Origin of the sequence: Acinetobacter sp. UBA5984, from assembly GCF_002429925.1 — a bacterium.
In the GTDB taxonomy this organism is placed as follows: domain Bacteria; phylum Pseudomonadota; class Gammaproteobacteria; order Pseudomonadales; family Moraxellaceae; genus Acinetobacter; species Acinetobacter variabilis.
The window spans coordinates 1-26,148 of record NZ_DJBE01000083.1; the positions used below are offsets into that span (position 1 = coordinate 1).

The window sequence follows — 26,148 nt, forward strand, 5'->3', positions numbered from 1 at the left end:
CAAATGAGGACACGCCCTAGTTAGATTGGACTATATTTTCATTTAATCAAATGTGTTTATACATACTTATTTTTAGTTGATAACAACGTTTACTATCTTGCATGATGTTAATTTCTCCACTCTTACTGTAAGAAACATCAGATTAAATTTTATATCGCTTAGGCTATTTTAAATTCTTTTAATAAATAAGTTAGCTACAGATTCTTTATAGTTATAAAAAAATCCCCCGATTTGGAGGATCTTCTTTGATGTCTTAATAAAGTAGCTTCTTAAGCTGCTTTTGTTGGCACACCACTATGGAAACGGAACATTTCATCTGGACTGAGAATCAGATTCTTTTCTACTTCCCGGATATGCTCAATTCGGCTTTGAATATCTTCTTGCGGATTTTTCAGTTTTGCAGTTTTAGCCACATCCAAAGCTAAGGCCAAGTAGTCCTCAAAATGGCGAGATTCAGATTTGAGCAAGTAACGGTAATAGCGTTCTAACTCGTCATCCACCAGCGGAGCAAGCGCATAGAAACGCTCACAAGAGCGTGCTTCTACAAAAGCACCAATCACCAGCACATCAATTAATGCTTCTGGTTCATAGGTCCGGATTTCCTTACGCAAACCACTCGCATAACGCCCTGCACTGAGACCAATCCATTGCTGGCCACGCTTATTCATGAATTCCAGCACCTGTTCATAGTGCAGCATTTCTTCACGTACCAGTTGCGCCAGTTTCACCTGCAAATCTACAAAGAAGCTATAGCGGAACATCAGGTTCATTGCTGTACTGGCTGCTTTCTTCTCACAGTTAGCATGATCCTGCATCAGGATCTCCAGATTCTGTAATGCCTCATCGAGCCAGGCTTTTGGTGTTTCACAACCCAGGAAGCCAATGACAGGCTTCATCAGTTCTTCATAATCAATATTTGACATATGTTTCTTGCAATCTTAACGCGCAGCTTTAATTACAGCCTTCATTTGTTGAACCGCTTGCGCTAGACCAACAAAAACTGCATCTGCAATAATCGAGTGACCAATATTTAATTCATGAATTTGAGGAATTGCAGCAATTGGAGTGACATTATCCAGGTTCAGACCGTGACCTGCATTGACCACCAGACCTTTAGAAGCCGCATACTCTGCCCCTTTGATAATGCGCTCCAATTCAACCTGCTGTGCTTCAGGTGTTGCTGCATCGGCATAAGCACCTGTATGAAGCTCAATTGTAGGTGCACCACAAGCCACTACTGCATCAATCTGGGCAAAGTCAGCATCAATAAATAGCGACACATCACAACCAATCGCAGTCAGTTCCTGAGTAGCCTTCTTTACATCTTCAAAATGGCCAACCACATCCAGACCACCCTCAGTCGTCACTTCCTGACGTTTTTCCGGTACAAAGCAGACATGATGCGGCTGAATTTCTTTAGCAAAAGCCACCATTTCATCCGTGACTGCCATTTCCAGATTCATATGCGTGGTCAATACCGGACGCATACGACGTACATCATCATCCTGAATATGGCGACGGTCTTCGCGCAAATGCAGGGTAATTCCCTCTGCACCGGCTTGCTCACAGATCAATGCAGCATTGACTGGGTCTGGGTACGTTGTACCACGTGCTTGTCTTAAAGTTGCGACATGGTCAATATTGACACCAAGTAATGCAGCCATAATATTTTCCTAACTACGATTGAGATTGAGAATTTTGGATCCACAATTGTCGACTTTTCAGTGGTCGGTCACCCAGCAAAGCAGTGATCACCTGTCGATATAGCTTCGTCAGTAATTGTAACTGTTCTGGATTAAAATCCCTACCATTTTCATAGTGCTGCATTGTTAAAATCTGCTGGCCCGACATGGTTGAGCGCAAGGCCTTGGCCGAAGGCATAAAACCTTCATTCAACTGAAAATAGTAATGTTGCAAGGGATTGATTGGTACCTGATTGGCATCGACCGAAAAATCCAGTTCATAGCCCAGTTCTTCTAATAAGATATGTTCAAACTGACGCAGAACCTGTTTTAAATAAGTATTGGGTTTTTCCTGATCGGGGAGTTTTTGCAAGGCATTCAACGTTTCGCCATATTTGGCAAAGGTCAGCGGCATTTGCACTTCAAGCGGACATAAACGCAACAGGATTTCATTTAGATAAAAGCCAGAAAAGAAGGCATCGCCAAAAAAAAATATCGGCTGATTAACAATTTCTAATTTGGTGAAGTTTTTGAGTTCAGATTTGCCAGAGGCTAGCAAGCTGATGGGTTGATATTGTGGTGGAGGATTTTGTCTCAGTATCCCGTCAATACGGCCATATTCCTGGGTAAATAAATGCACAATATGACTGCGATCGCGATATTTACGATGATGAATCAAGTATCCATGCAGCACTTCATTACGCATAGGCTGCTTCTTTAGTCTTTATTCTTTTTTGATTTTTTCTCGTCTTCTTCGTCATCCCCATCGGGAATGGCGGCACCCACAACAGCCGCGGTCCCTTTGACCGCGTACTTTGTGGTTTTATAGGCAACTTTGGCAGGAACGGTCACTACTTTATGAATACAGCCCTGCAAAAATAAAACACATGCAATAACTGCCAGAAATTTCATCATGATCCTTTCCTATCCAATTTAAATGTCGCTATAACCTAGACTTTTCAGGGCTCGCTCATCATCAGACCAGCCGCCTTTGACTTTCACCCAAAGCGTTAGCATGATTTTCTGTTCGAACATCTTTTCCATATCGACACGTGCATCCATACCGATTTTTTTCAGCTTGGAGCCTTTTTCACCAATCACAATGGCTTTTTGGCCAGCACGATCAACGAAAATGGTGGCATCAATATAAGTACATGCCGGCTTCATATGACCTGTTTTTTCGTTCAGGGTCGGCTCTTCAGTTTTGAAAGACTCGATCTGAACAGTTAAATCGTATGGCAGCTCTTCGCCTAACTGACGCATGATCTTTTCACGAATAATTTCAGAGGCCAGGAAACGCTCTGAACGATCGGTAAGCTGATCCAGTGAATACAACGGTGGCTGGAATGGCAGGTACTTGGCAATCGTATCGCGTAAGTGTTCGAGATTTGCACCACGAAGTGCAGATACCGGTACGATTTCAGCAAAGTTCATCAGTTTGGCACGTTCACGAATCAGCGGTAAGGCCTCATTCTTGTTCTCAAACGTGTCCAGCTTGTTAATCACCAGAATTACTGGCATATCCGCATTTTTTAATTTCTCCAGAACAAGCTCGTCGTTCTGGGTCCATTTCTGTGCGTCAACTACAAACAGTACCAGGTTCACGTCACGCAGTGCAGAGTGCGCAGCTCGGTTCATCATTTTATTGATGGCACGCACTTCTTTCTTATGCATCCCCGGTGTATCAACAAATACTGCCTGAGATTTTTCACGTGAATCAATCCCTACGATTTTATGACGTGTGGTTTGTGGCTTACGTGAAGTAATCGAAAGTTTCTGGCCCAGTAAGTGGTTCATCAAGGTCGATTTACCTACGTTTGGACGTCCCACAATCGCCACGAAACCGCTACGATAATCAGAAGGAATTTCAGTACCCTGTGCACTAAAAAATTGACTAATCAAGTCATTGCTGTCGCTTTGCGACTCGTGATCAGCATCAATGTGATCGGAATGAGTAGTCATTAAGACTTATGCTCCAAATGTTTTAAAATATCTGCCGCAACCGCCTGTTCAGCGAATCGTCGGCTTGAACCTTCACCGGCCATGACCGGTAAGCCTTCTACCTGACATTCCACTTTGAAATGCTGGTTCGGGGCATCACCCTGAATATCTACAACCTCGTAAACTGGGAGAGGTTTTTTACGTGCTTGTAAATATTCCTGTAGGCGTGATTTAGGGTCTTTCAGCTGGTCAGTTGGTTCTATATTGTCTAAATACGGTTCGTACCATTTTAGCACAATCGCCTGTAGTACAGTGAGATCACCGCAATCCACATAGATCGCACCAATAATGGCTTCGACCGTATCCGCAAGTATAGACTCACGATGATGACCACCCGATTTCAGCTCACCCGTACTGAGAATCAGGTTCTGACTCAATTTTAGATCATTAGCAATTTTCCCTAACGCTTCCTGTCGGACAAGAGTCGCACGCATACGCGTCAGACGGCCCTCGTTTTCCTGCGGGTAAGCAGTAAAGAGATAATTGGCTATGATCATCCCTAAAAGAGAATCGCCTAGAAATTCTAGGCGTTCATAGTTGTGTTTATGACTGACTGAACGATGGGTCAATGCCAGTTTTAACAGATCAGTTTGTTTAAACTGATAACCGATCCGTTTGGCAAGACGCTCATCATTTAGTTTTGACTGTGCTTTGATCAAAATCTTTCTCAAACTTCATCACTAAATCGATATTCATTATGAAATTCTTGCGAATTTCATAATTCTTGTGCACCTGTAAACCATCAGTGTTGGTTACCTTGGCAATTTCATCAAATTTCAGATCGCGAATATTGTTCATTTCTAAACGCTGACCCATCTGCTGACGAAATTTTTCTGGCGCAATATTTGCCGGAGAACTCTTTAAAAGTTCCTCAATCTGATTGTCCACCATACGATCATCAAAGTATGGCCCCCAAACTGCAATCGCCACTTTGGCAAGAAAAGCAAACCCCACGATTGCAAATAAAATTCCAATATACGAAGCACCTTGTTGATGTTTCATTTTTTATTTTCCTGACTGAAATAATTAATCGATTATTCCGTTTCGACTAAACGATGGCAGTTTAAAGCCAGGTTCTTTATGCATCCAGATATAGAATGCGCGACCTGTTAAGTTTTCTTCCGGAACAAAGCCCCAGAAACGACTGTCAGCACTTTGATCGCGATTATCCCCCATCGCAAAGTAATGGCCTTCTGGAACTTTCACTTCCCAATATAAACCATTTTCAGCTGAAAACTTACCATTTTCTATATAGTTAAGGAATGGAGCCTGACGAGCTACATTTACTCCTTCCAGTTCACGCATAGTGAAAGTATGTTCGCCAATGGTTTCTTTATGATAAATCGAATTTGGCGTATCCAGGCGATCTTTTTCACGGCTGAATTCTACTGGAACTTTTGCTACTTTCTCACCATTAATGGTTAACTGGCCGTGATCATAAATAATATGATCACCTGGCAAACCAATTACACGTTTGATATAGCTAATCGTTGGTTGTGGCGGATAGCGGAAGACCACGACATCACCACGTTCCGGGCTACCTGTATCCAGAATTTTTGTATTTACAATTGGTAATTTCACACCATAGTCAAATTTATTGACCAGGATAAAATCACCGGTTTCCAGGGTTGGAACCATGGAGTCTGATGGAATATTGAAAGGTTCGTACAGGAAAGAACGCAATACTAAAACGACCGCCAAAACCGGCCAGAAATCATAAGCCCAGGTAATAATGAAGTTTTCATTGCCCTTGCCTTTGGTCTGTCGTTGTTTCAGAACAAACTTATCCAGCAACCAGACCGCGACGAAAAATAAGGTCGCAGGAACAAGAATCAAATTAAAATCAAAATCCATGGGCTTATTATCCTTATAGTATTAGCGTTCGACTTTCAGTACAGCTAAGAACGCTTCTTGTGGAATTTCAACGCTACCCACCTGTTTCATACGTTTCTTACCTTCTTTCTGTTTTGCAAGAAGTTTCTTCTTACGTGATACGTCACCACCATAACATTTTGCCAATACGTTTTTACGCATTGCTTTTACAGTAGAACGGGCAATAATTTGCGCACCAATAGCCGCCTGAATTGCCACATCAAACATCTGACGAGGAATCAGGTCTTTCATTTTTTCAACCAGTGCAATCCCACGGTGACGTGCATCCTGGCGATGGCAAATCATTGCTAAAGCATCGACTTTTTCACCATTGATCAGGACATCCACTTTCACCAGTGATGAACTTTCAAAACGCACAAAGTTGTAATCTAGTGACGCAAAACCACGTGAACAAGATTTCAATTTATCAAAGAAATCCATCACCACTTCGGCCATTGGAATTTCAAAAGTAACGGATACCTGATTCGCCATGAACTTCATGTCTTTCTGTACACCACGGCGCTCAATACATAGGGTCATGACATTACCCAGGTATTCCTGTGGCACGAGGATATGACACTCTGCAATTGGTTCACGCAGGTCTTCAACAGTTGAGCCATCTGGCATTTTTGACGGGCTATCGATGTAAATGGTATTGCCATTTTTCATCACTGCTTCATAAATTACCGTTGGTGCTGAAGAGATCAAATCCAGATCGTATTCACGTTCTAGACGCTCCTGTACGATCTCCATGTGCAGCATACCCAAGAAGCCACAGCGGAAACCGAAGCCTAGAGCATCAGAACTTTCTGGTTCGAAGAACAGCGCAGAGTCATTGATTTGCAGTTTATGCAATGCTTCACGGAAAGGTTCAAAATCACTGGAATCGATTGGGAACAGGCCCGCATAGACCTGTGGTTTTACTTTTTTGAAACCAGGTAATGTTGGAACTTCTGGAGTAGTTGCCAGTGTAATGGTATCACCCACTGGTGCACCAAAAATGTCTTTAATACCGGCAATTACGAAACCAACTTCACCCGCTTCAAGAATATCGGTTTCAGTATGCTTCGGATTGAAAATACCGACTGAAGTGATGATATGTGTCTGACCCGTCGATTTCACCAGCATCTTGTCGCCTTTGCGAACACGCCCCTGTTTCACACGAACTAGAGATACCACGCCCAAGTAGTTATCGAACCATGAGTCAATAATCAACGCTTGCAGCGGTGCATCACGTTCACCTGTTGGTGCAGGAATGACATTCACCAGCGTTTCAAGTACACCTTCAATACCTAGGCCAGTTTTTGCTGAACAGGTCGGTGCTTCAGTCGCTTCAATCCCGATAATATCTTCAATTTCCTGAATTACACGTTCGGGTTCAGCCTGTGGCAAGTCAATCTTGTTCAGTACTGGTAAAACTTCCAGACCCTGCTCAATCGCGGTATAGCAGTTTGCTACAGACTGCGCTTCTACCCCTTGCGCTGCATCCACAACGAGAAGTGCACCTTCACAGGCCGCTAAAGAACGTGAAACTTCATAAGAGAAATCCACGTGTCCCGGGGTATCAATGAAGTTCAACTGATACTCTTGACCATTTGGATGGGTATAGTACAAGGTGACCGAAGCCGCTTTGATGGTAATCCCACGTTCGCGTTCAAGTTCCATAGAATCAAGAACTTGAGCCTGCATTTCACGATCCTGTAAACCACCACAAGTTTGAATAAAACGGTCTGCCAGAGTCGATTTACCGTGGTCAATATGCGCAATAATCGAGAAGTTACGAATGTTTTTAATATCAACAGATTTTTTAGCTTGCGCCATGGGCTACCTTGAGAAAAAAACGCGCCATGCAATTTAAAAAGTCATTGCATAACAAAAGCCGAATAGAAATTGCCGAGGATTATAGCAGAATGGAGATACAGAAAAAGAATTATCTTTCTTCTCTCTTAGCTGTCTTAAGCACATGACCAGTTTCTTCTTATTTTTCTTTTCCTCAGCTTTTTTCTTAGAAACAGCTTGTTAAATGGGTTGCTTCCTATTTGGTAGCTCCCCTCTATTCAATCTCGATATCATCACCTTATTAGATTGATTCTTCTCTTATTGCCTTTGCTTCTTCACTCAAAAATAAAGTAGAAAAATCATAAGGGTTAATACTGTCTGAGAGGGGCTGATAAGCTTGGGTAAAACTTGGCGACATACGCTTCGGGCGACCCGACGCAATTTCGATACAGGCCCACTGCGTGCTACCAGTAAATAGGACATTCTGATCCTGTGGACGATAAAAAGCATACTGTCTGAATGAATATAAGGCATTCAGATCACTTAACCAGGTTCGTAGAATCAGCTCATCCCCTTCAAATGCCGCCTTGCGATACTGGACATGATGTTCAACTGCAACCATGGCATGTTTAAGTTGTAGATACTCATTTAAACCGAGTCCTAATTGCTCGATATGGACCGAGGCCACATCCTGCATCCACTGCACATAAATGACGTTATTCACATGTCCTAAACGGTCGATATGTTCAGGTTGTACCTTTAAAACTTGGTCAAAAATACCGTTCACTTTTCTCTAATCCTTTATCGCAATTTTTTCCATATACAGAGTCTACAGAAATTATGGCTCGGGTAAATTGCGAAAAATAAAAAAACCGCCCATACAAGCGGTCTTTTATTGAAGATTCATTTATTTTATGAAATGCGCATCCCGACAATGGCACGTTGACCCTGACGAATCAGACCGACACGGGCAACACTACCTTTTTTCAGGTCTGCCACCGCTTCCACAAACTGGTTACTGTTCAATATCGCTTTACCATTGATTTGAGTCACAACATCATTTGGCATGATCCGTGCCTGAGCTGCGATCCCGTCTCTACGGACGTCCTGAATGACTACACCACCCTTAATCTCTAAACGTTCTTTTTCAGCCGGGCTTAATTCACGAATAGTAACGCCTAATACCGGCCCTTTATTTGGCTGAGCCTGGTTGCCTGCTTTGGCTGGCGTTTCATCTGGCGCAGTCGTGAGTGTTGCATTGATATTACGACGTTTATCATCACGTAATATTTCTAACTGGATCTGCTGTTTAGGCGCAGAACGGTTCAAATAGTTCAGCAACTGGCTAGTGCGTGAAATATCAGTACCGTTGTATTTTAAAATCACGTCACCGGCTTGCAGACCCGCTTTAGCTGCTGGCGAGTTTGGTGCCACCTGGGTAATTAAAGAACCTTCTGGCTTAGATAATTTATAAGATTCAGCCAAAGTACGGTCGATATCTTGCAGGCTTACACCCAAATAAGAACGGGTCACCTTACCATCGCGTTTCAGCTGGTCAGCAACTTCCATAGCGACATCAATGGGAATCGAAAATGACAGCCCCATATAACCACCAGTACCACTGAAGATTCGTGAGTTCACCCCAACCACTTCACCGCGCTGGTTAAATAGCGGTCCACCCGAGTTTCCCGGGTTGAGGGCAACGTCAGTCTGAATAAATGGTACGGCTGTTTCGCCCATCATGTTACGCATCTTGGCACTGACAATGCCGGCAGAAGCGGAGTAGTCAAAACCAAAAGGTGAACCGATCGCTAATACTGGTTCACCTACACGTAATTTATCGACATCACCAGTACGCAGTTCCGGGAAACCTGAACCATTGACTTTCAACAAAGCGACGTCAGTACGCTCGTCGCTTCCCACGACTGTTGCATCAATTTCCCGACGATCATTCAAGGTAATTGTCACTTTAGACGCATCTTCAACTACGTGGTGGTTGGTCAGCAGATAGCCATCCTTACTAATGAAGAAGGCACTCCCATATCCGGTTTTTTCCTGCGGTACGCGTGGCTGTGGAATAATCACCTGATTACCAAAGAAACGGCGTAAAATTTCAGGAACCTGTTGTTGCAAGAGCTCTTCTTCGCTCATTTTCTTGACAACACTCACACTGACAACTGCCGGACTGACCTGATCAACCAGGTTAGAAAAATCGACGGGTGTTACTGCCTGTAACTGAGCAGCACTCATAGTAACGGTCGCTGCAAATAATCCTTTTTTTAAATCCAGAATTTTCATATAAATTATTCACCCAAATTGTTGATAAATTTATGTAAATAGGTTTTATCACAAACTTCATATATTTTAAGTAACAATATGTTCGAAAGCTTGAATGTTGGCAACCTTTAATTTTTCTAAAGCATTAAGTTAAAGCTTTTATTAATTTTTTTCATCAATAAATGAGCACTTAAACGCTTGCCTTTTGTACAAAAAAGCGCTCTGATTACCGGACTTTTTTCAATTAGCTGATGGACATGTCTAATTTTCCCCTTACCCATCATTTTGACGTGATCATTGTGGGCAGTGGTGGTGCCGGCCTAAGTCTAGCACTTTCTTTGCCTGAACATTTTAATATTGCAGTTCTTGCTAAATCTACCCTGACCGATGCCAGTACCTATTATGCTCAAGGCGGTGTTGCAGCCGTACTGGATGAGACAGACTCGATTGAACAGCATATTGATGACACCATGATTGCAGGTGTACATCTGTGTGAAATGGATGCGGTGAAGCAGACGGTTGAAGGTGGTAAGCCTTCGGTGGATTTTCTGCTGAAACACGGCGTCCAATTTACTCTGGATGAGCAGGAACAATTACATTTGACCCGTGAAGGCGGCCATTCACAGCGCCGAATCATTCATGCGGCTGATGCGACTGGGCGTGCCATTTCTACCACGTTGGTACAGCGTGCTCAGGAAAAAGAAAATATTACCATCTTTGAAAATTACATTGCGATCGACCTGATCTGTTCACAAAAACTGGGCCTAGATGGTGAAAATCGCGCCTTAGGTTTATATGCACTCAATGAAGCAAGTGCACAAGTTCATACTTTCTTAGCACCATTTACTGCCCTGGCTTGTGGCGGTGCGATGAAAGCTTATCTTTATACTTCCAATCCGGATATCGCGACTGGTGATGGGATTGCGATGGCCTATCGTGCCGGTTGCCGGGTTGCCAATATGGAATTCAACCAGTTCCATCCAACCTGTTTATATCATCCGCAAGCGCGTTCATTCCTGATCACCGAAGCTATGCGCGGTGAAGGCGCCTATTTACGCCTTCCTGATGGTGAGCGCTTTATGCTGCGTTTTGATGAGCGTGCTGAACTGGCACCACGTGATATTGTGGCACGCGCAATTGACTATGAGATTAAACGTCTGGGCATTCGTCATGTCTGGNNCTTGGCATCGACATCACCAAGGAAATGATTCCTGTGGTTCCTGCTGCGCATTATACCTGTGGCGGTGTAGTTGTAGATGAAAATAGCCAGACCGATATTGCCGGACTCTATGCCATTGGTGAAACGTCCTATACCGGCTTACATGGCGCTAACCGTATGGCCAGTAACTCACTTTTAGAATGTTTTGTATATGGCATGAGTGCTGCCAAACATATTCAGGAAAATTTCAAGGCAGATCAAGCTATCCCTGAGGTACCAGAATGGGATGATTCTCAGGTGACCAATCCTGATGAAGATGTGGTTATTCTGCAAAACTGGGACGAGCTGCGTCAGACCATGTGGAACTATGTGGGTATCGTCCGCACGACTAAACGTCTGGAACGTGCCCTGCACCGGATTGAGATGTTAAAGAAAGAAATTACCGAATACTATCAGGATTATCAGGTGAGCAAAAACTTGATTGAGCTACGTAATCTGGTGTTAGTTTCAGAGATGATTGTGCGTTGTGCCATGCAACGTAAAGAATCTCGTGGCCTGCATTTCACCCTGGATTATCCAGAATTGCTGCCTGAACTACGTAAAACTGTACTGATTCCACCAAGTTTTGAAGTAGAAACTCCTTTGGTGAATGCTTAAAGATATAGGCAGATAATATTTTTAAATGTTATCTGCCTTTTCTTTGGCTCTGATTTTTTAAGTTTTTAGAATAATCAGGATTTAAATAAAGCCTATGATTTGTAAGAATTAATCAGCATTTTAAGGAATGCACGTGTTCTTTACGTGGTGGAACCGAATAGGTCGCTGTCACATGGGCAACCGGCTCTTCCTGATCAACCGAATAAATCCAGACTTCTCCCACAATGAGCGCCTTCCCCACTTTCATCAATTTACTTTCCCCTCGCAGATCAACACCACCCGAAGGTTTACGCAGAAAATTGATATTTAAGTTCGTAGTCACTGCCAGGCCAACCAGTCCAATCTCACCGAGGATCGCAATATATAAAGCCAGATCAGCTAAGGTCATCATGGTGGGGCCAGACACTGTGCCGCCGGGACGTAATTCCTGCTCACTAACTCGATACAATAAGGTTGCACCCTGAGGCACTACAGCTTCGATCTGGCACTTTTCTAGGCTCTGTGGAAATTCCCGCTGTAAAAACTGGATGATTTCTTCTCTTGTACTTTTCATCATGTTTTATCTTCCTGATTTCTTCCAATATAGAAGATTCTTCCTTGAATTAACTAGAGAAAAGTATGCCAAAAATGTCTTTAGAATAAAATTATTTTAAATAAGACAGCGCCTGTTCAAACACCTGATCCGGTGTTTGAGTCGCATCCAGACATTTAATCCGCTCTGGATGACGCTGGCATAGCGTGGCATATCCGGCGCGAACTTTCTCAAAGAAAGTAACTTTCTCTTGCTCAAACCGATCCAGAGCACCTCGGGCACGGGCACGATTCATACCCAGTTCAATCGGTGCATCCAGCCAGAACGTAATATCCGGCATACGTTCCACGAAATTTTGATTCAACAGATTCAACTTGTCTTCACTGAGTCCACGCCCTGCACATTGATAGGCAAAACTGGCATCACTGAAGCGATCACATAAGACAATTTTTCCAGTATTTAAAGCGGGTAGAATCACTTGTGTCAGATGCTGGGCACGTGCCGCATACATCAGCAATAACTCTGTATCATGGCACATCGCTTCTTCGTGGTTTACGGCCAACAATAGCGAACGAATCTGTTCTGCCATCGGTGTACCGCCCGGCTCGCGGGTCAGCACGACCTCTTTACCTTGAGCAATAAAATCATCATAGATACGACGAATGAGTGTGGTTTTCCCTACACCCTCAGTGCCTTCAAAGCTGATAAACATGCTCATTCCTTATTTTTTGAACGTAAAACAGAGAGATATTCTTGCACTGCTCTATTGTGGTCTTGCAGACTACTGCTGAATTTATGCCCACCATTACCCGTTGCAACAAAATAAATATTTTGTGAATTGTCCGGATGCATCGCTGCTTCAATGGCTTTCTTGCTTGGCAAGGCAATCGGTGTCGGTGGTAAGCCAGCCATGGTATAGGTGTTATAGGGTGTTGGAGTGCGTAGATCCTGACGGGTGATATTACCTTTGTAATTCTCACCCATACCATAAATAACAGTTGGATCTGTCTGTAGACGCATGCCGATTTTCAAACGGCGCACAAATACACCAGATACCTGTTGTAACTCGCTATCCAGACTGGTTTCTTTTTCAATGATCGATGCCATGATTAGCGCTTCGTATTTATTCTGATATGGCAGATCTGAAGCACGTTTTTCCCAAGCCCGATCCAGAGACTTCATCTGGCGCTGATAAAGATCGGTCAGAATCTTGCGATCCGTTTCACCTTTGGCAAAGAAATAGGTATCTGGAGCAAATAGACCTTCAGGATGATTAAATGGAATATTGAGTTCTTTGAGCAATTGATCGGTTGGCAAATTCACCACTTCTTTAGTCACCAGATCATCTTTCTTTAAGGCATCAATCAGCTGTTTAAAGGTCGTGCCCTCAATCACCAGAATCCGGTTCATCTGAGCATTTTCTGCATTGGAAATCATGTCCAGTACTGCACGAATACTCATACCTTGAGGAATTTCATAGACACCCGCCTTCATGGTGTCATGAATCATGATGCGCTGATACAGCTTTAAAATAACCGGAAAGCTGACATGATTTTCTTTGGCCAGCCGATCAATAAATCCAGAATAGGTTTCACCATTACTAATTGCCAGTAACTGTTTTTGACCTTCTACAGGATAATCTTTCCATAGGCTGGCTTTCAGGATCAGCCCTAGAACCAGGAGTATCCCGATTAGAAATAGAGCTATCCCCTTCATGAAACCAGGGCGTTTGGCATTATTTTTCTTTTTGGTTTTAGACTTGGAAGCTGACATATTAATAAGGCATCTGNNACGCTGCTCAAATTGAGTGGCAATTTTCATCGGACTGAGCGCATTGCAGAAAAACAAGCTGTCGATATGGGGAATTTCATCCATTTCCACATCACGCTGCTGACAGATAATGCCCTGATCCTGCATACGTTGCAAAATTTCTGCACGCATCACACCGAAGACGCCATTATAACGAAGTTCTGGTGTAATCCATGTATTGTTTATACGAATGAAGCAATTACTGCTCACCCCTTCAACAATTGTACCCTGCACATCCGTGACCAGTGCTTCCGGCCAGCCATGCTGATCCGCTTCCTGTTTAAGCAAAACCTGTTCCAGACGGTTTAAGGTTTTCAGCCCCACCAGATTCGGCATACTGAGACCAATGGCCTGTTGCAATACACCCGCCTGAATCTGCTCATAACTGAAGTCCTGTACAGTTTTCGGATAATAGAACACCCAAAGATCTGCCGGATGGTCTGGCAGGCTATAACCACGCTGTCCTATACCACGACTCAGTACAATCTTTAAGGTTCCGTTCAGTTCAGCTTCTGATTTCAATAACGCTTGCAAACTTTTTTCAATCAGGTCCAGATCAGCCTGCAAACTTAATTTTTGCTGGCTCATCCTTAAACGTGCTAAATGACGGTCTGCTAACTCGATCTGGTTTCGACGTATGCGGGCGGTAGTAAAGCAGCCATCACCATAATGAAAGGCACGATCCAGCACATCTATATCTTTAACGAGTTGAGCATTTTTTAAATACAACATGCTTTTAAGGCCTCTTGGGTGACGGATAGAGCGATGAAATATAAGCTCTGTCTATATATCTGTTTTACTCACATAAAATTCGTTTTTAATTATTTTTTCTGCAAAAAATCTCCAGCTATTCTTGCCCCATCCAACAAAACAAAGAAACATTTGAGGCAAATATGAACATCCGTAAATTAAAAATTGGGGTATTGGCAGCACTTATTTCAGCAACCGCTTTTAGCGTATCTGCAAAAGACTTCCTGAACGTGTCTTATGATCCAACTCGCGAATTGTACGATAACTTTAATAAAGAATTCAGTGCTTACTGGAAAAAATCTACTGGTCAGGATGTTAACTTCAAACAGTCACATGGCGGTTCAGGTAAACAGGCACGTGCTGTCATTGATGGTCTGGATGCGGACGTCGTGACTTTGGCCCTAGCTGCAGATATTGATGAGATTGCAGCACGCGGCCTGCTACCTAAAGACTGGCAGAAAAAATTCCCGCAAAACTCGACACCTTATACCTCAACCATCGTTTTCTTGGTGAAAAAAGGCAACCCTAAAGGCATTAAAGACTGGGGCGATCTGGTGAAACCGGGCGTAGAAATCATTACGCCAAATCCGAAAACCTCTGGTGGCGCGCGCTGGAACTATTTAGCAGCGTGGGCCTGGGCGAAACATCAGCCAGGCGGTAACGATACTAAAGCTCAAGACTTTGTTCGCCAGATCTACAAGCAAACTAAAGTACTCGACTCAGGTGCACGTGGTTCAACCACAACATTTGCGGAACGCGGGATCGGTGACGTGTTACTGGCTTGGGAAAATGAAGCGCACCTAGCGATTCGTGAGCAACCAGGCAAGTTTGAAATCATCACCCCTTCTCTGTCGATTTTGGCTGAACCACCAGTGGCAATCGTTGAAAAGAATGCCAAAAAAGATGGTAATGAAAATCTGGCGAAAGCGTATCTGAACTACCTGTACTCACCTGCGGGTCAAACGGTTGCTGCAAAGAATTTCTACCGCCCACGTAATGCGGCAGTATTAAAACAATACAGTAATGTCTTTAAATCGCTGAAGCTGGTGACCATTGATAAAGAGTTTGGCGGTTGGGACAAAGTACAGAAAAAACACTTTGCCAATGGCGGTATCTTTGACCAGATCGTAAAGGCAAATAGCACAAAATCGTAATAATAAATGTCTATGCAATGGCCTTATTGAATAAGGCCATTGTTGCTTCAAATACTTATAAAATCTTTTATCTTATATTTTCATATAAAATTCATTTTTAATTATTTTTTATGCATAAAGAATAGGTTTATTCTTCACCCATGTTACAAAACGTGTAAGAGTTTGAGGTTCACATGAGCATTTCAACAAAACTAAAACTAGGGGTTCTGGCTGCTGTTATTTCAGCAACTTCGTTTTCTGCTGCAGCGCGCGACTTTCTGAATGTCTCTTATGATCCGACGCGTGAACTCTATGAAGATGTCAATAAAGAATTTGGTAAATACTGGAAAAGCCGTACTGGCCAAAGCATTAACTTTAAACAGTCACATGGTGGTTCAGGTAAACAGGCGCGTGCCGTGATTGATGGTCTGGATGCCGATGTCGTAACTTTGGCATTAGCCGCTGACATTGATGTACTGGTCGAAAAAGCCAAACTGTTACCTGCAGACTGGCAGAAAAAATTACCACAAAACTCAACACCATATACTTCTACTATTGTATTCCTGGTACGTAAAGGCAATCCAAAGGGCATCAAGGATTGGGGTGATCTGGTAAAACCGGGTGTAGAGATTATCACACCAAATCCTAAAACCTCAGGCGGTGCACGCTGGAACTATTTAGCAGCTTGGGCATATGCAAAACACTTACCGGGCGGTAACGACAAAACTGCACAAGAATTTGTTCGTAAAATCTATAAACAAACCAAAGTACTTGATTCAGGTGCGCGTGGTTCAACCACCACTTTTGCTGAACGTGGCATCGGTGACGTATTACTGGCTTGGGAAAATGAAGCACATTTAGCCCTGCGTGAACAACCGGGCAAGTTCGAAATTTTGACTCCTTCCCTGTCAATTCTAGCTGAGCCACCCGTGGCAATTGTTGAAAAGAATGCCAATAAAAAAGGTAACAAATACCTGGCCCAGGGTTATTTAAACTTCCTGTACTCACCACTGGTTCAGGAAATCTCAGCACGTAACTTCTATCGCCCACGTAATGAAAAAGTACTGGCGAAATATAGCCAAGTCTTTAAGCCATTAAAACTGGTGACTATTGATCAGGAGTTTGGTGGCTGGGATAAAGTACAGAAAGCCCACTTTGAAAATGGTGGTGTTTTTGACCAGATCGTTAAAGCTAACAGCGCAAAAAATTAATTTAAGCTGATTTCATACAGGAGCATCGACATGACTCATACGCTTATTGTTCCCGGTGTGGGTGGCAGTGAATACAATCACTGGCAAACCTGCCTGCAACACCGGCTCATGCGTTGCTCCCGTGTGCAGCAAAAGGACTGGAATCATCCGGTACTGGATGTATGGGTCGCAGAATTTGTTAAAACTCTGCAAGTCATTCCAGATGATGTACAAATTGTGGCACATAGCTTTGGCTGTTTGACCAGCGTGGCATCATTGGCCCAGCATCCTGAACTGAATACTAAAGTCAAAAATCTGGTTCTGGTTGCACCTGCCAATCCGGCACGTTTTGGGGAAAATGGTTTTGCCCGTGATAGCCAGACGGATTACAGCGCCTATTTCCAGCAGCTCAAGATTCAGGCTCCAACGACTTTGCTGATCAGTGAAAATGATCCATGGCTAAGTTTTGAAGATGCCCAGGTTCTGGCGAAAGCCTGGAATATCAAACCGATTAATCTGGGAGCTGTAGGCCATGTCAATGTTGCTTCCGGTTTTGGTCCTTTCCCTGAAATTGAACAATATTTGATTTCAGAAAAGGCTATGCACCATATCAGCAAAGTTGATGAGAGCAAGTATTATTTTAAATTTGCATTTTAGTCCCTGCAAATTATGCTTGTGGCGATTCTATTTTCTAATTTTCACTGGTTAACTTTAACCAGCATTCTCTCTTTTGAGGAGTAATCATGTCGCAGCGATCCCGAGTGCTGCCAGGATTTGGTCTTTCTCTAGGCTTTACCCTAGCGTATTTGTCATTAATCGTTCTGATCCCGTTATCTGCCGTTTTTATTAAATCACTCGGCATTGGCTGGGAAGGCTTATGGGAAATCCTGAGCTCTGAACGTATCTTGAAATCATTACAGCTAAGCTTTAGTTCAGCCATTATCGCTGCTTTGATTAATGTAGTTTTTGGCCTGTTACTGGCATGGTGTCTGGTGCGTTATAGCTTTCCGGGTAAACGTATTGTCGATGCACTGGTCGATCTGCCTTTTGCCCTACCAACTGCAGTTGCCGGTATTGCTCTGACTTCTTTATATGCACCGACGGGCTGGATTGGTCAGTATTTAGATCCAATTGGCATCAAGGTGGCTTATACTCCGATCGGTATTACCCTGGCTTTGATCTTTATCGGTATTCCTTTTGTGGTCCGTACGGTACAGCCAGTTCTTTCTGATTTAGAAACTGAACTGGAAGAAGCGGCTTCTGCACTCGGTGCGAACCGTTTTCAGATCGTCACCAAAGTCATTTTTCCAATTCTGCTGCCAGCACTGATCACAGGTTTTGCTTTGGCCTTTGCACGTGGTGTCGGTGAATATGGCTCAGTGATTTTCATTGCCGGTAACCAGCCCTTTGAAACTGAAATTGCGCCATTAATGATTATTTCCCGTCTGGAAGAATATGACTATGCAGGTGCGACCACAATTGCTGTAGTGATGCTGCTCATTTCCTTTGTGATGCTTTTCCTGATTAACTTATTGCAAGCTTGGGCGAGCCGTCGTACCGGGAGAACTGCACGATGAGTTTAAATACCAACAGCAATGCGCTGGCTGAAAAATTGCAATCCCGCGATGCGACTCGTGAGCCGACCTGGGTACGTTATACCCTGATTGCGATTGCACTGATCTTCTTTTTAAGCTGCCTGATTCTGCCTTTGGTTCTGGTCTTTGTTGAAGCGTTTAAACAAGGCGTTGGCGTATATACGCAAGCCCTCGTTCATCCAGATACTTTATCTGCGGTCAAACTGACCTTGCTAACGGCTGTGATCGCGGTACCGATGAATGTAGTATTCGGCGTAGCTGCAGCCTGGTCAGTGGCGAAGTTTAACTTCCCGGGTAAATCAATTTTGACCACCATTATCGATATGCCTTTCTCGGTATCACCTGTTATTGCAGGTTTGATGCTGGTACTGATTTTCGGTACTCAAGGCTGGATGGGTGGCTGGTTGATGGATAATGACATCAAGATCCTTTACGCTGTTCCTGCGATTGTTCTGGCAACGATCTTTATTACTGTACCTTTTGTAGCACGTGAGCTGATCCCTTTAATGGAAGCGCAAGGTACTGAAGAAGAAGAAGCTGCGATTGTACTCGGTGCATCTGGCTGGCAAACCTTCTGGAAAGTGACCCTGCCAAATATCAAATGGGGTCTGATTTACGGCGTAATTCTGTGTAATGCCCGCGCCATGGGTGAGTTCGGTGCAGTATCAGTGGTTTCTGGCCATATCCGTGGTGAAACCAATACTTTGCCGCTACATGTCGAAATTCTATATAACGAATATACCTTTAGTGCTGCGTTTGCCGTGTCATCGCTCCTAGCTCTCCTCGCAATTGTGACTCTGGTTCTGAAAACCTGGGTCGAACTGCGCCAGGAAAAACAAGACAAACGTAATGACGATTCAACAGTTTCTTAAGGAATGCCCACATGAGTATTCAAGTTAAAAATATTGAAAAACACTTTGGTGCATTCCATGCACTGAAAAACATTTCCCTAGATTTCCCGGATGGTCAGTTGGTTGCCCTTCTTGGTCCTTCAGGCTGTGGTAAAACGACTCTACTGCGTATTATTGCAGGTCTGGAATCTGCTGACGGTGGTCAGGTGATTCTGGAAGGCCAGGATGCAACCAATGTCCACGTACGTGAACGTGAAGTGGGTTTTGTATTCCAGCACTATGCCCTATTCCGTCATATGACCGTATTCGATAACGTGGCTTTTGGTCTACGTGTACGCCCACGTTCAACCCGTCCATCAGAAGCAGAAATTAAAAAACGTGTGACCCGTTTGCTTGATCTGGTACAACTTGGCTTCCTGGCAGACCGTTATCCGGCTCAGCTTTCTGGTGGTCAGCGTCAACGTATTGCACTTGCGCGTGCACTAGCCGTTGAGCCACGTGTACTGTTACTGGATGAGCCGTTCGGCGCACTAGATGCCAAAGTCCGTAAAGAACTGCGCCGCTGGTTACGTACCCTGCATGATGAACTGCACATTACTTCAATTTTTGTCACTCACGACCAGGAAGAAGCCTTAGAAGTTGCTGATCAGATCGTAGTGATGAATAAAGGCAATGTGGAACAGATCGGTTCACCACGTGAAGTGTATGAAACACCGAAAACACCATTCGTGTTTGACTTCCTGGGACAAGCTAACCGTTTCGAAGGCCAGAATAATGGCGGCATACTTCAGCTAGGTGAAGACCGTATCCAGTTCGATGCCGCCAAACAGGCAGCTCAGGGTAATGTCATTGTATTCGCTCGCCCGGATGAACTGCGTATTCATGCACAACCACAAGAGAATACGATTCAGGCCACGTTTATTCGTGAACTCTGGATTGCAGGAAAAGTTGTTGCGGAACTGAATGACCGCCAAGGTAATCTGATTGAAATTTCACTGACACCAGAAGAAGCTCGCGCTCATCAATTCCGTCCGGATCAAACTGTTTGGTTGAGTGCATTAAATCTGCATTTATTTGAAAACCAGGTCGCGTAAGACTGCAAGATGGGGCTTTTAAATGCCCCATCCTCTTATAGGGTAAAGAATTATGAATTTCCAACAATTAAGAATTATTCGAGAAACTGTTAGACAGAATTTTAACTTAACTGAAGCTTCAGCCGCGCTTTATACTTCGCAGTCAGGTGTCAGTAAGCATATTAAAGATTTAGAAGATGAGCTTGGTGTACAGCTATTTATCCGTAAAGGTAAACGCCTTTTAGGACTGACTGAACCAGGTCAGGCACTTCTCGGCATTGTAGAGCGTATGCTGGTTGATGCAGACAATATCAAACGTCTTGCAGATGACTTTAACAAGGTCGATGAAGGTACATTAACGATTGCAACGACACATACCCAGGCACGTTATGTATTACCGCCAATCGTGAACCAATTTAAAAAAGAATTTCCGAAAGTTCATCTGATTTTGCAACAAGCCAGTCCAATGGAAATCACCGAAATGCTTCTTCAGGGTGAAGCAGATATCGGGATTGCGACTGAAGCCTTGACGACTGAAGAAAATCTGGCGAGTGTGCCTTATTATAACTGGCAGCACAGTATTATTACGCCGCAAAATCACCCGCTGAATAGCAAAGAACAGGTTCGTATTGAAGACCTCGCTGGCTATCCGATTATTACTTATCACGGTGGTTTTACAGGCCGTTCTAAAATCGACTCAGCCTTTGAAGAAGCCGGTGTGGATGTGGATATTGTAATGTCAGCTCTGGATGCCGATGTGATTAAAACTTATGTAGAGCTCAACATGGGTGTCGGCATTGTCAATGATCTGGCTTATGATCCAGAACGTGACTATCGCCTGAAACAGATTAAAACCGATATTTTTGGGGTAAATACTACCTGGATTGCAGTACGTAAAGGTCACTTATTACGTGGTTATGGTTATGAGTTTATTTCTTTATGCTCACCAGATGCAGATATCAAGGCACTGAAAAAAGTCGCTTATCCAGATGAATAATATGGGTTGTACTTTCTAAATTGAAGAGGCGTATTGCCTCTTTTTTATTTTTTGAGTGGATAAAGAATATAAATATCAAGCATAATCACGTGCATAATAAATTGAATTATACCAAGATGATCAATAATAAATTTGCTCTTTTCTCCGTGGGCTTGTTTTTCTCCGGGTCAGGTTATGCAGCAGCGTTTGAACAATCTAACCAAAGCATCCAATCGTTTTTTGAAAAAAATAATTATGCTGAAGTTTTACTGGCTTGGGTTCGCCCTGATATCAGCGGTCAGGTACAACATACCGAAGAGCTGCAACAATTAGGCATCACGGATTTTTCAACAGGAAATCTTGTCCATAACCAATTGATCTCTAATGTCGCATTAAAATTCCAGTTGAATCCTCAAGTGTCGTGGGGACTGATTTACGATCAGCCTTATTCTATAGATATCGCTTATCATTATGATCCTGTTTTTGCAGGTGCAACACTTCCAATTGAGGCTGCTACCATTCAGTTTGAGAGCCATAATTTGACCTCATTAATTGGCTTTCAACCAAACGATAACTGGAATTTTTATACAGGGCTAAGTTATCAAAGCTTAGAAGGAAATTTATATTTATCCGGACAGACATTTTATATATTCAATGGTTATTGGGCCACATTTGAACGAGATGCCGCTCGGGGCTGGCTTGCTGGAATCAGTTATCAGATTCCAGAATATTTTTTTAGAACCGCACTGACCTATCGCTCTGCAATTACTCATCACAATAAAACCACTGAGTCGATTATTGTAGGTACGAATCCAGCACCTTATACAGAAATTCAAACTCCACAGTCTGTGAACTTGGATTTTCAGACAGCTTTAACTGATCGAAATGCGCTCTATGGCACGCTGCGTTGGTCAAACTGGCAAAATTTCGTGATCCAGCCGCCTAAATTTGGCGCTGTAATTGACTATGCGGCCTTACAGTTTCCGGAAGTAAAACCATTCAGGATGATTGATTATCGTGAGGATCAATGGTCTGGAAAAATCGGACTTGCTCATCAATGGCCATCTTTTGGCATAAATTCTATCGAACTCTTATGGGATTCTGGTACAGGAAATCCGGCTTCAACCCTGAATCCGAGTGATGGCTATTGGGGCATCGGACTAGGTCATCTTTATAAGATTCAAGAAACCTGGGATATTGCTACAGGACTATATTATTTAAAGTTTCAAAAACCTGAAATTTCCTTATCCGAACCTATTACGCCGCAGATCGCAGGTTTATCCGCAGTTTCTGATAACAGTGCCTGGATCCTAGGTATGAAGTTGGGCTATCATTTTCAATAGCTTTTAATAAATAAAAAAACGAGCCGAAGCTCGTTTTTTTATTAGGCTTAGCAGCTACAGCTTAGAAGCGGAAGCTTACACCCAGTTTTGCCACTGGGAACCATTCATATTTATTATCTTCGCGAATTTTACGCTCTTCATTTTCAATCGCTGTACCTACGCTAGGAGAACCTTCTACTGGTGCAAGACCTGTAGCAGTTAAATCCACAGTTGGGTTACCATTGTAGTATGCGCCGATTTCACCAAATACACCCCAACGGTTAGTAATTGCTGGAGAGAAACCAAGACCTACATACGGAGCAATATTATTTTTGTAAGATAACTTACCATTTACACGACCTTCTGTAGCACCAGCAGCAAGTTGATAGTCATTGTTATCAATGCTTAAAGTTTCACCACTACCAATACGGCGAGATAGATCGTAATCATTATCAATATATGCTACACCGGCAGCCATATAGAACCAGTTCGCCCAAGGACGAATCTCAGCATTCAAGTAAGTCAGGTTATTATCCATATCTAGGTCATATTTTGTACCATTGATTGATAAATCATCAGTCCAAGAAATATCACCACCATTATAACCTAGAGTAACACCTACATAAGGGTTAGCATTCCAAGAGATCGCGCCACCGTAACCGGTAGTACCGACTTCAGCACGAACAGCTGCAGGTTTAAAGAAAGAGAATTCAGCTACGCCTTCATCTGTTACGATTGTCTCATCAGCAGCCATGACAGATCCAGCTGTGGCAGCTAGAACGGATACTGCTAAAAGTTGATATAAAGCTTTCATTATTTCTCTCCTCAAAAGAACTTTTTTTTCATCATTAGTTATTCGTGATGAGCTCAATATAAAGGAGCCAATGAATATTTTTTATTCGTGTTTTGCTGGGCTTTTGTTATTTTTTGATACATATTAATTTTTCTTGTTGAATGATAAGCCTTTTTTAAACAATGTTTGTACATATCTAAAATACGAAAATGATACTAATCACTTTACTTGCGAATTTAATTCAGCACCCTTCTTAGTTTTCCATCTTTTTAGAGCAATATAGTGTAAAATATCGGAAATTTTTTTCTGGAAGGAAGATCATGTCTCAGCTTTCAACAATCATTGAACAAGCGTTTGAAGACCGTGCGAATTTCACAGCAGCAGATTGCCCTGCTGAAATCCGTCAAGCAGTTGAGGAAGTAATTGCTGGCCTGGACAATGGTACTTTACGTGTTGCTGAAAAAATCGAAGGTGAATGGGTTGTTCATCAATGGATTAAGAAAGCGGTATTGTTATCATTTAAATTAAACGATAACAAACCAATGGAAGCTTGTGATCTTCGCTTCTACGACAAAGTAGATACTAAATTCTCTGACTGGACTGATGAGCAGTTTAAAGCTGCTGGCGTACGTGTTGTTCCTCCGGCGGTAGCGCGTAAAGGTTCTTTCCAGGCGAAAAACGTGGTACTGATGCCTTCTTATGTGAACATCGGTGCTTATGTAGATGAAGGTACGATGGTCGATACTTGGGCAACTGTAGGTTCATGTGCTCAAATCGGTAAAAATGTTCACTTGTCAGGTGGTGTAGGAATCGGTGGTGTTCTTGAACCGCTTCAAGCTAACCCAACAATTATTGAAGACAACTGTTTCATCGGTGCACGTTCTGAAATCGTTGAAGGCGTAATCGTTGAAGAAGGTTCTGTCATTTCAATGGGCGTATTCATTGGTCAATCTACCAAGATTTATGACCGTGAAACTGGCGAAATCCATTATGGCCGCGTACCTGCTGGTTCTGTTGTGGTATCAGGCAGCCTGCCATCTAAATGTGGTAAATACAGCTTATATGCAGCTGTAATCGTGAAAAAAGTAGATGCGAAAACTCGTGCTAAAACTAGCCTGAACGATCTGCTACGCGAAGACTAAGATGTCTTAACTTAGAGGAAACATTTGTGTTCCTCGGAGCTTCAACCGCTCCTCGTCTCTACGGTCAGCAATGATCGTAGGGATTTTTATTTTTATACATTGTTATTTATTTTTCAGTGGTTAATGTTGTTATGAATACGCTTCGATCTTCCGCAATTCCAGTTTCTGATCCGTCTGCGGGCTTACGCATTACGGAGATCTTCTATTCATTACAAGGTGAAGCCAATACCGCAGGTTTACCGACCGTATTTATTCGCTTAACCGGATGTCCGCTGCGCTGTACCTATTGTGATACTACGTATTCTTTTGAAGGTGGTGAACGCAAATCTTTAGATGACATCATCCAGACCACGCTTGATTTTAAAACGCCTTATGTCTGTGTAACCGGTGGTGAACCATTAGCGCAACCGAACGCCCTACCTCTGATGCAACGACTTGCAGATTTAGGCTGTGAAGTTTCTTTAGAAACCAGTGGTGCGTTAGATGTTTCTAAAGTGGATACACGTGTATCCAAAGTTCTAGATTTAAAAACACCAACTTCAGGTGAAGTTGCACGAAATTTGCTTACAAATCTGGATCATTTAACTCAGCATGACCAGATTAAGTTTGTAATCTGTAATCGTGAAGATTATGAATGGTCAAAACAGCAGGTAGAACAGTACCAGTTAAATGAAAAAGTCAGCACGGTCTGGTTCTCCCCTGCATTTGCAGTTGAAAAAGGAGCTGCGCGCTTGCCACAATTGGCACGTGATCTGGCTCAATGGATTTTAGAAGACCATCTCCCTGTTCGTTTCCAGCTGCAGCTGCACAAGTTGTTATGGAATGATGAAACTGGTCGTTAATTTTTGTAAATTTACCATATTGGAGTATTTGTTATGCGCCCTCGTGCCATTGTATTGTTATCTGGCGGATTAGATTCAACAACCTGTCTGGCTTGGGCGCAGGCACGCTATGAATGTATCGCACTGAGTTTTATGTATGGCCAACGTTCCACTACAGAACTTGATGCAGCTCGTGCGCTGGCTCAACGCTCGGGAGTAGAACATCGTGTCATCAATATTGATTTAGGTAACCTGGGCGGCTCAGCCCTTACTGATCATAGCATTGAGGTACCGGATCAATTGCAGGAAGGTATTCCTGTAACCTATGTGCCTGCACGAAATACCATCTTCTTATCTTATGCTTTGGCCGCTGCAGAAGTGTTCGGTGCAGAGGCAATTGTGATCGGGATTAATGCGGTGGATTATTCAGGTTATCCAGACTGCCGCCCGGAATTTATTGAAGCTTTTGCCAATATGGCACGCCTTGCAACCAAGGTCGGTGTTGAAGGTCAAGCCCTGAAATTTGAAACACCTTTGTTACATTTATCCAAAGCAAATATCATTCGCTTAGGCCTAGAACATGGCGTAGACTACAGTCAAACGGTATCTTGCTACCAAGCAGATGACCAAGGACGTGCGTGTGGAACATGTGACAGTTGTCGTTTACGCAAGCAAGGTTTTGCTGATGCAGGTGTTGAAGACCCGACACGTTATTACCTTTAAAATCGATCAAG

The 26,148-nt window shown here is 43.1% G+C and carries 26 protein-coding genes and 2 pseudogenes; 12 read left to right on the forward strand and 16 right to left on the reverse strand.

The features are described 5' to 3' along the window. Positions 1–269 precede the first annotated feature (269 nt). The 11 genes from B3J29_RS14405 to B3J29_RS14455 all read right to left on the reverse strand — a co-directional run bounded on the left by B3J29_RS14405 (position 270) and on the right by B3J29_RS14455 (position 9,632). Positions 270–923: a tRNA-(ms[2]io[6]A)-hydroxylase gene (locus tag B3J29_RS14405; RefSeq protein ID WP_286965993.1), complete on the reverse strand. Its 654-nt coding sequence runs from the start codon at positions 921–923 to the stop codon at positions 270–272. Between the two features lie 15 nt (positions 924–938). Further along, complete coding sequence (gene pdxJ / locus B3J29_RS14410) at positions 939–1,664, reverse strand: pyridoxine 5'-phosphate synthase (RefSeq protein ID WP_214002039.1); 726 nt, start codon at positions 1,662–1,664, stop codon at positions 939–941. A 13-nt stretch (positions 1,665–1,677) separates the two neighbouring features. Further along, positions 1,678–2,388, reverse strand: a complete 711-nt coding sequence (gene recO / locus B3J29_RS14415) for a DNA repair protein RecO (RefSeq protein WP_214002038.1) — start codon at positions 2,386–2,388, stop codon at positions 1,678–1,680. An 11-nt stretch (positions 2,389–2,399) separates the two neighbouring features. Beyond that, on the reverse strand, positions 2,400–2,597 hold the full coding sequence (locus B3J29_RS14420) for an NF038104 family lipoprotein (protein ID WP_034171227.1): 198 nt from the start codon (positions 2,595–2,597) through the stop codon (positions 2,400–2,402). An 18-nt stretch (positions 2,598–2,615) separates the two neighbouring features. Beyond that, on the reverse strand, positions 2,616–3,644 hold the full coding sequence (era, locus tag B3J29_RS14425; RefSeq protein ID WP_214002037.1) for a GTPase Era: 1,029 nt from the start codon (positions 3,642–3,644) through the stop codon (positions 2,616–2,618). Beyond that, positions 3,644–4,342: a ribonuclease III gene (gene rnc, locus B3J29_RS14430; RefSeq protein ID WP_034171225.1), complete on the reverse strand. Its 699-nt coding sequence runs from the start codon at positions 4,340–4,342 to the stop codon at positions 3,644–3,646. The genes era and rnc overlap by 1 nt, the downstream gene beginning before the upstream one ends. Next, entirely contained in the window at positions 4,314–4,685 is a 372-nt protein-coding gene (locus B3J29_RS14435; protein ID WP_034171224.1) for a DUF4845 domain-containing protein, read from the reverse strand. The genes rnc and B3J29_RS14435 overlap by 29 nt, the downstream gene beginning before the upstream one ends. Positions 4,686–4,709: 24 nt before the next feature. Continuing rightward, on the reverse strand, positions 4,710–5,537 hold the full coding sequence (gene lepB / locus B3J29_RS14440) for a signal peptidase I (protein WP_214002036.1): 828 nt from the start codon (positions 5,535–5,537) through the stop codon (positions 4,710–4,712). A gap of 21 nt (positions 5,538–5,558) precedes the next feature. Further along, positions 5,559–7,376 (reverse strand): translation elongation factor 4, encoded by a 1,818-nt coding sequence (gene lepA, locus B3J29_RS14445; RefSeq protein ID WP_004784519.1) that lies wholly within the window; start codon positions 7,374–7,376, stop codon positions 5,559–5,561. Positions 7,377–7,635: 259 nt separating this feature from the next. Next, positions 7,636–8,121 (reverse strand): acyl-CoA thioesterase, encoded by a 486-nt coding sequence (locus tag B3J29_RS14450; protein ID WP_214002035.1) that lies wholly within the window; start codon positions 8,119–8,121, stop codon positions 7,636–7,638. A gap of 125 nt (positions 8,122–8,246) precedes the next feature. Next, positions 8,247–9,632 carry a Do family serine endopeptidase gene (locus tag B3J29_RS14455; protein ID WP_004784522.1) on the reverse strand — a complete coding sequence of 462 codons (1,386 nt, stop codon included), beginning with the start codon at positions 9,630–9,632 and terminating at the stop codon, positions 8,247–8,249. 236 nt (positions 9,633–9,868) lie between these two features. Here B3J29_RS14455 and B3J29_RS14460 point away from each other — a divergent pair. Continuing rightward, positions 9,869–11,427 (forward strand): annotated as a pseudogene (locus B3J29_RS14460) (L-aspartate oxidase). Positions 11,428–11,539: 112 nt separating this feature from the next. Here the strand turns inward: B3J29_RS14460 and B3J29_RS14465 are convergent. The 4 genes and pseudogenes from B3J29_RS14465 to pabC all read right to left on the reverse strand — a co-directional run. Further along, positions 11,540–11,980, reverse strand: a complete 441-nt coding sequence (locus B3J29_RS14465) for a PaaI family thioesterase (protein ID WP_171069926.1) — start codon at positions 11,978–11,980, stop codon at positions 11,540–11,542. A gap of 91 nt (positions 11,981–12,071) precedes the next feature. Then, positions 12,072–12,671, reverse strand: coding sequence for a dTMP kinase (gene tmk, locus B3J29_RS14470; RefSeq protein ID WP_034703943.1), 600 nt, complete (start codon positions 12,669–12,671; stop codon positions 12,072–12,074). 2 nt (positions 12,672–12,673) lie between these two features. Further along, positions 12,674–13,732, reverse strand: a complete 1,059-nt coding sequence (mltG, locus tag B3J29_RS14475; RefSeq protein WP_034703945.1) for an endolytic transglycosylase MltG — start codon at positions 13,730–13,732, stop codon at positions 12,674–12,676. 18 nt (positions 13,733–13,750) lie between these two features. Then, positions 13,751–14,500, reverse strand: a pseudogene (pabC, locus tag B3J29_RS14480) (aminodeoxychorismate lyase); the annotation flags it as partial. A 161-nt stretch (positions 14,501–14,661) separates the two neighbouring features. Between pabC and B3J29_RS14485 the strand changes: the two are divergent. The 8 genes from B3J29_RS14485 to B3J29_RS14520 all read left to right on the forward strand — a co-directional run bounded on the left by B3J29_RS14485 (position 14,662) and on the right by B3J29_RS14520 (position 22,679). Beyond that, the gene (locus B3J29_RS14485) at positions 14,662–15,672 is read left to right on the forward strand and encodes a sulfate ABC transporter substrate-binding protein (protein WP_034703949.1); all 1,011 of its coding nucleotides are present in this window, start codon (positions 14,662–14,664) and stop codon (positions 15,670–15,672) included. A gap of 173 nt (positions 15,673–15,845) precedes the next feature. Further along, a complete protein-coding gene (locus B3J29_RS14490; RefSeq protein WP_034703951.1) occupies positions 15,846–16,862 on the forward strand; it encodes a sulfate ABC transporter substrate-binding protein in 1,017 nt (338 codons plus the stop codon). A 30-nt stretch (positions 16,863–16,892) separates the two neighbouring features. After that, positions 16,893–17,498 (forward strand): RBBP9/YdeN family alpha/beta hydrolase, encoded by a 606-nt coding sequence (locus B3J29_RS14495; RefSeq protein WP_034703953.1) that lies wholly within the window; start codon positions 16,893–16,895, stop codon positions 17,496–17,498. Positions 17,499–17,584: 86 nt separating this feature from the next. Continuing rightward, positions 17,585–18,418: a sulfate ABC transporter permease subunit CysT gene (gene cysT, locus B3J29_RS14500; protein ID WP_004784537.1), complete on the forward strand. Its 834-nt coding sequence runs from the start codon at positions 17,585–17,587 to the stop codon at positions 18,416–18,418. Further along, a complete protein-coding gene (gene cysW / locus B3J29_RS14505; protein WP_034171212.1) occupies positions 18,415–19,308 on the forward strand; it encodes a sulfate ABC transporter permease subunit CysW in 894 nt (297 codons plus the stop codon). The genes cysT and cysW overlap by 4 nt, the downstream gene beginning before the upstream one ends. 11 nt (positions 19,309–19,319) lie before the next feature. Then, entirely contained in the window at positions 19,320–20,381 is a 1,062-nt protein-coding gene (locus B3J29_RS14510; RefSeq protein ID WP_034171211.1) for a sulfate/molybdate ABC transporter ATP-binding protein, read from the forward strand. A gap of 52 nt (positions 20,382–20,433) precedes the next feature. Then, positions 20,434–21,357 (forward strand): CysB family HTH-type transcriptional regulator, encoded by a 924-nt coding sequence (locus B3J29_RS14515; RefSeq protein ID WP_004784546.1) that lies wholly within the window; start codon positions 20,434–20,436, stop codon positions 21,355–21,357. Between the two features lie 89 nt (positions 21,358–21,446). Then, positions 21,447–22,679: an OmpP1/FadL family transporter gene (locus B3J29_RS14520; protein ID WP_286966023.1), complete on the forward strand. Its 1,233-nt coding sequence runs from the start codon at positions 21,447–21,449 to the stop codon at positions 22,677–22,679. Positions 22,680–22,740: 61 nt separating this feature from the next. Here B3J29_RS14520 and carO read toward each other — a convergent pair whose 3' ends face one another. After that, positions 22,741–23,472, reverse strand: a complete 732-nt coding sequence (gene carO, locus B3J29_RS14525; protein ID WP_034171210.1) for an ornithine uptake porin CarO type 6 — start codon at positions 23,470–23,472, stop codon at positions 22,741–22,743. 299 nt (positions 23,473–23,771) lie between these two features. Between carO and dapD the strand changes: the two genes are divergently transcribed. The 3 genes from dapD to queC all read left to right on the forward strand — a co-directional run bounded on the left by dapD (position 23,772) and on the right by queC (position 26,137). After that, on the forward strand, positions 23,772–24,593 hold the full coding sequence (gene dapD, locus B3J29_RS14530; RefSeq protein WP_004784553.1) for a 2,3,4,5-tetrahydropyridine-2,6-dicarboxylate N-succinyltransferase: 822 nt from the start codon (positions 23,772–23,774) through the stop codon (positions 24,591–24,593). A gap of 131 nt (positions 24,594–24,724) precedes the next feature. Further along, the gene (gene queE, locus B3J29_RS14535; protein ID WP_034171208.1) at positions 24,725–25,435 is read left to right on the forward strand and encodes a 7-carboxy-7-deazaguanine synthase QueE; all 711 of its coding nucleotides are present in this window, start codon (positions 24,725–24,727) and stop codon (positions 25,433–25,435) included. 33 nt (positions 25,436–25,468) lie between these two features. Then, positions 25,469–26,137 carry a 7-cyano-7-deazaguanine synthase QueC gene (queC, locus tag B3J29_RS14540; protein WP_034704975.1) on the forward strand — a complete coding sequence of 223 codons (669 nt, stop codon included), beginning with the start codon at positions 25,469–25,471 and terminating at the stop codon, positions 26,135–26,137. Positions 26,138–26,148 lie beyond the last annotated feature (11 nt).

Excerpts from the sequence above, each read along its gene's own strand:
- B3J29_RS14405 (WP_286965993.1), bottom strand. The coding sequence starts at position 923 with ATGTCAAATATTGATTATGAAGAACTGATGAAGCCTGTCATTGGCTTC.
- pdxJ (WP_214002039.1), bottom strand. The coding sequence starts at position 1,664 with ATGGCTGCATTACTTGGTGTCAATATTGACCATGTCGCAACTTTAAGA.
- recO (WP_214002038.1), bottom strand. The coding sequence starts at position 2,388 with ATGCGTAATGAAGTGCTGCATGGATACTTGATTCATCATCGTAAATAT.
- B3J29_RS14420 (WP_034171227.1), bottom strand. The coding sequence starts at position 2,597 with ATGATGAAATTTCTGGCAGTTATTGCATGTGTTTTATTTTTGCAGGGC.
- era (WP_214002037.1), bottom strand. The coding sequence starts at position 3,644 with ATGACTACTCATTCCGATCACATTGATGCTGATCACGAGTCGCAAAGC.
- B3J29_RS14435 (WP_034171224.1), bottom strand. The coding sequence starts at position 4,685 with ATGAAACATCAACAAGGTGCTTCGTATATTGGAATTTTATTTGCAATC.
- lepB (WP_214002036.1), bottom strand. The coding sequence starts at position 5,537 with ATGGATTTTGATTTTAATTTGATTCTTGTTCCTGCGACCTTATTTTTC.
- lepA (WP_004784519.1), bottom strand. The coding sequence starts at position 7,376 with ATGGCGCAAGCTAAAAAATCTGTTGATATTAAAAACATTCGTAACTTC.
- B3J29_RS14455 (WP_004784522.1), bottom strand. The coding sequence starts at position 9,632 with ATGAAAATTCTGGATTTAAAAAAAGGATTATTTGCAGCGACCGTTACT.
- B3J29_RS14465 (WP_171069926.1), bottom strand. The coding sequence starts at position 11,980 with ATGAAAAGTACAAGAGAAGAAATCATCCAGTTTTTACAGCGGGAATTT.
- tmk (WP_034703943.1), bottom strand. The coding sequence starts at position 12,671 with ATGTTTATCAGCTTTGAAGGCACTGAGGGTGTAGGGAAAACCACACTC.
- mltG (WP_034703945.1), bottom strand. The coding sequence starts at position 13,732 with ATGTCAGCTTCCAAGTCTAAAACCAAAAAGAAAAATAATGCCAAACGC.
- B3J29_RS14485 (WP_034703949.1), top strand. The coding sequence starts at position 14,662 with ATGAACATCCGTAAATTAAAAATTGGGGTATTGGCAGCACTTATTTCA.
- B3J29_RS14490 (WP_034703951.1), top strand. The coding sequence starts at position 15,846 with ATGAGCATTTCAACAAAACTAAAACTAGGGGTTCTGGCTGCTGTTATT.
- B3J29_RS14495 (WP_034703953.1), top strand. The coding sequence starts at position 16,893 with ATGACTCATACGCTTATTGTTCCCGGTGTGGGTGGCAGTGAATACAAT.
- cysT (WP_004784537.1), top strand. The coding sequence starts at position 17,585 with ATGTCGCAGCGATCCCGAGTGCTGCCAGGATTTGGTCTTTCTCTAGGC.
- cysW (WP_034171212.1), top strand. The coding sequence starts at position 18,415 with ATGAGTTTAAATACCAACAGCAATGCGCTGGCTGAAAAATTGCAATCC.
- B3J29_RS14510 (WP_034171211.1), top strand. The coding sequence starts at position 19,320 with ATGAGTATTCAAGTTAAAAATATTGAAAAACACTTTGGTGCATTCCAT.
- B3J29_RS14515 (WP_004784546.1), top strand. The coding sequence starts at position 20,434 with ATGAATTTCCAACAATTAAGAATTATTCGAGAAACTGTTAGACAGAAT.
- carO (WP_034171210.1), bottom strand. The coding sequence starts at position 23,472 with ATGAAAGCTTTATATCAACTTTTAGCAGTATCCGTTCTAGCTGCCACA.
- dapD (WP_004784553.1), top strand. The coding sequence starts at position 23,772 with ATGTCTCAGCTTTCAACAATCATTGAACAAGCGTTTGAAGACCGTGCG.
- queE (WP_034171208.1), top strand. The coding sequence starts at position 24,725 with ATGAATACGCTTCGATCTTCCGCAATTCCAGTTTCTGATCCGTCTGCG.
- queC (WP_034704975.1), top strand. The coding sequence starts at position 25,469 with ATGCGCCCTCGTGCCATTGTATTGTTATCTGGCGGATTAGATTCAACA.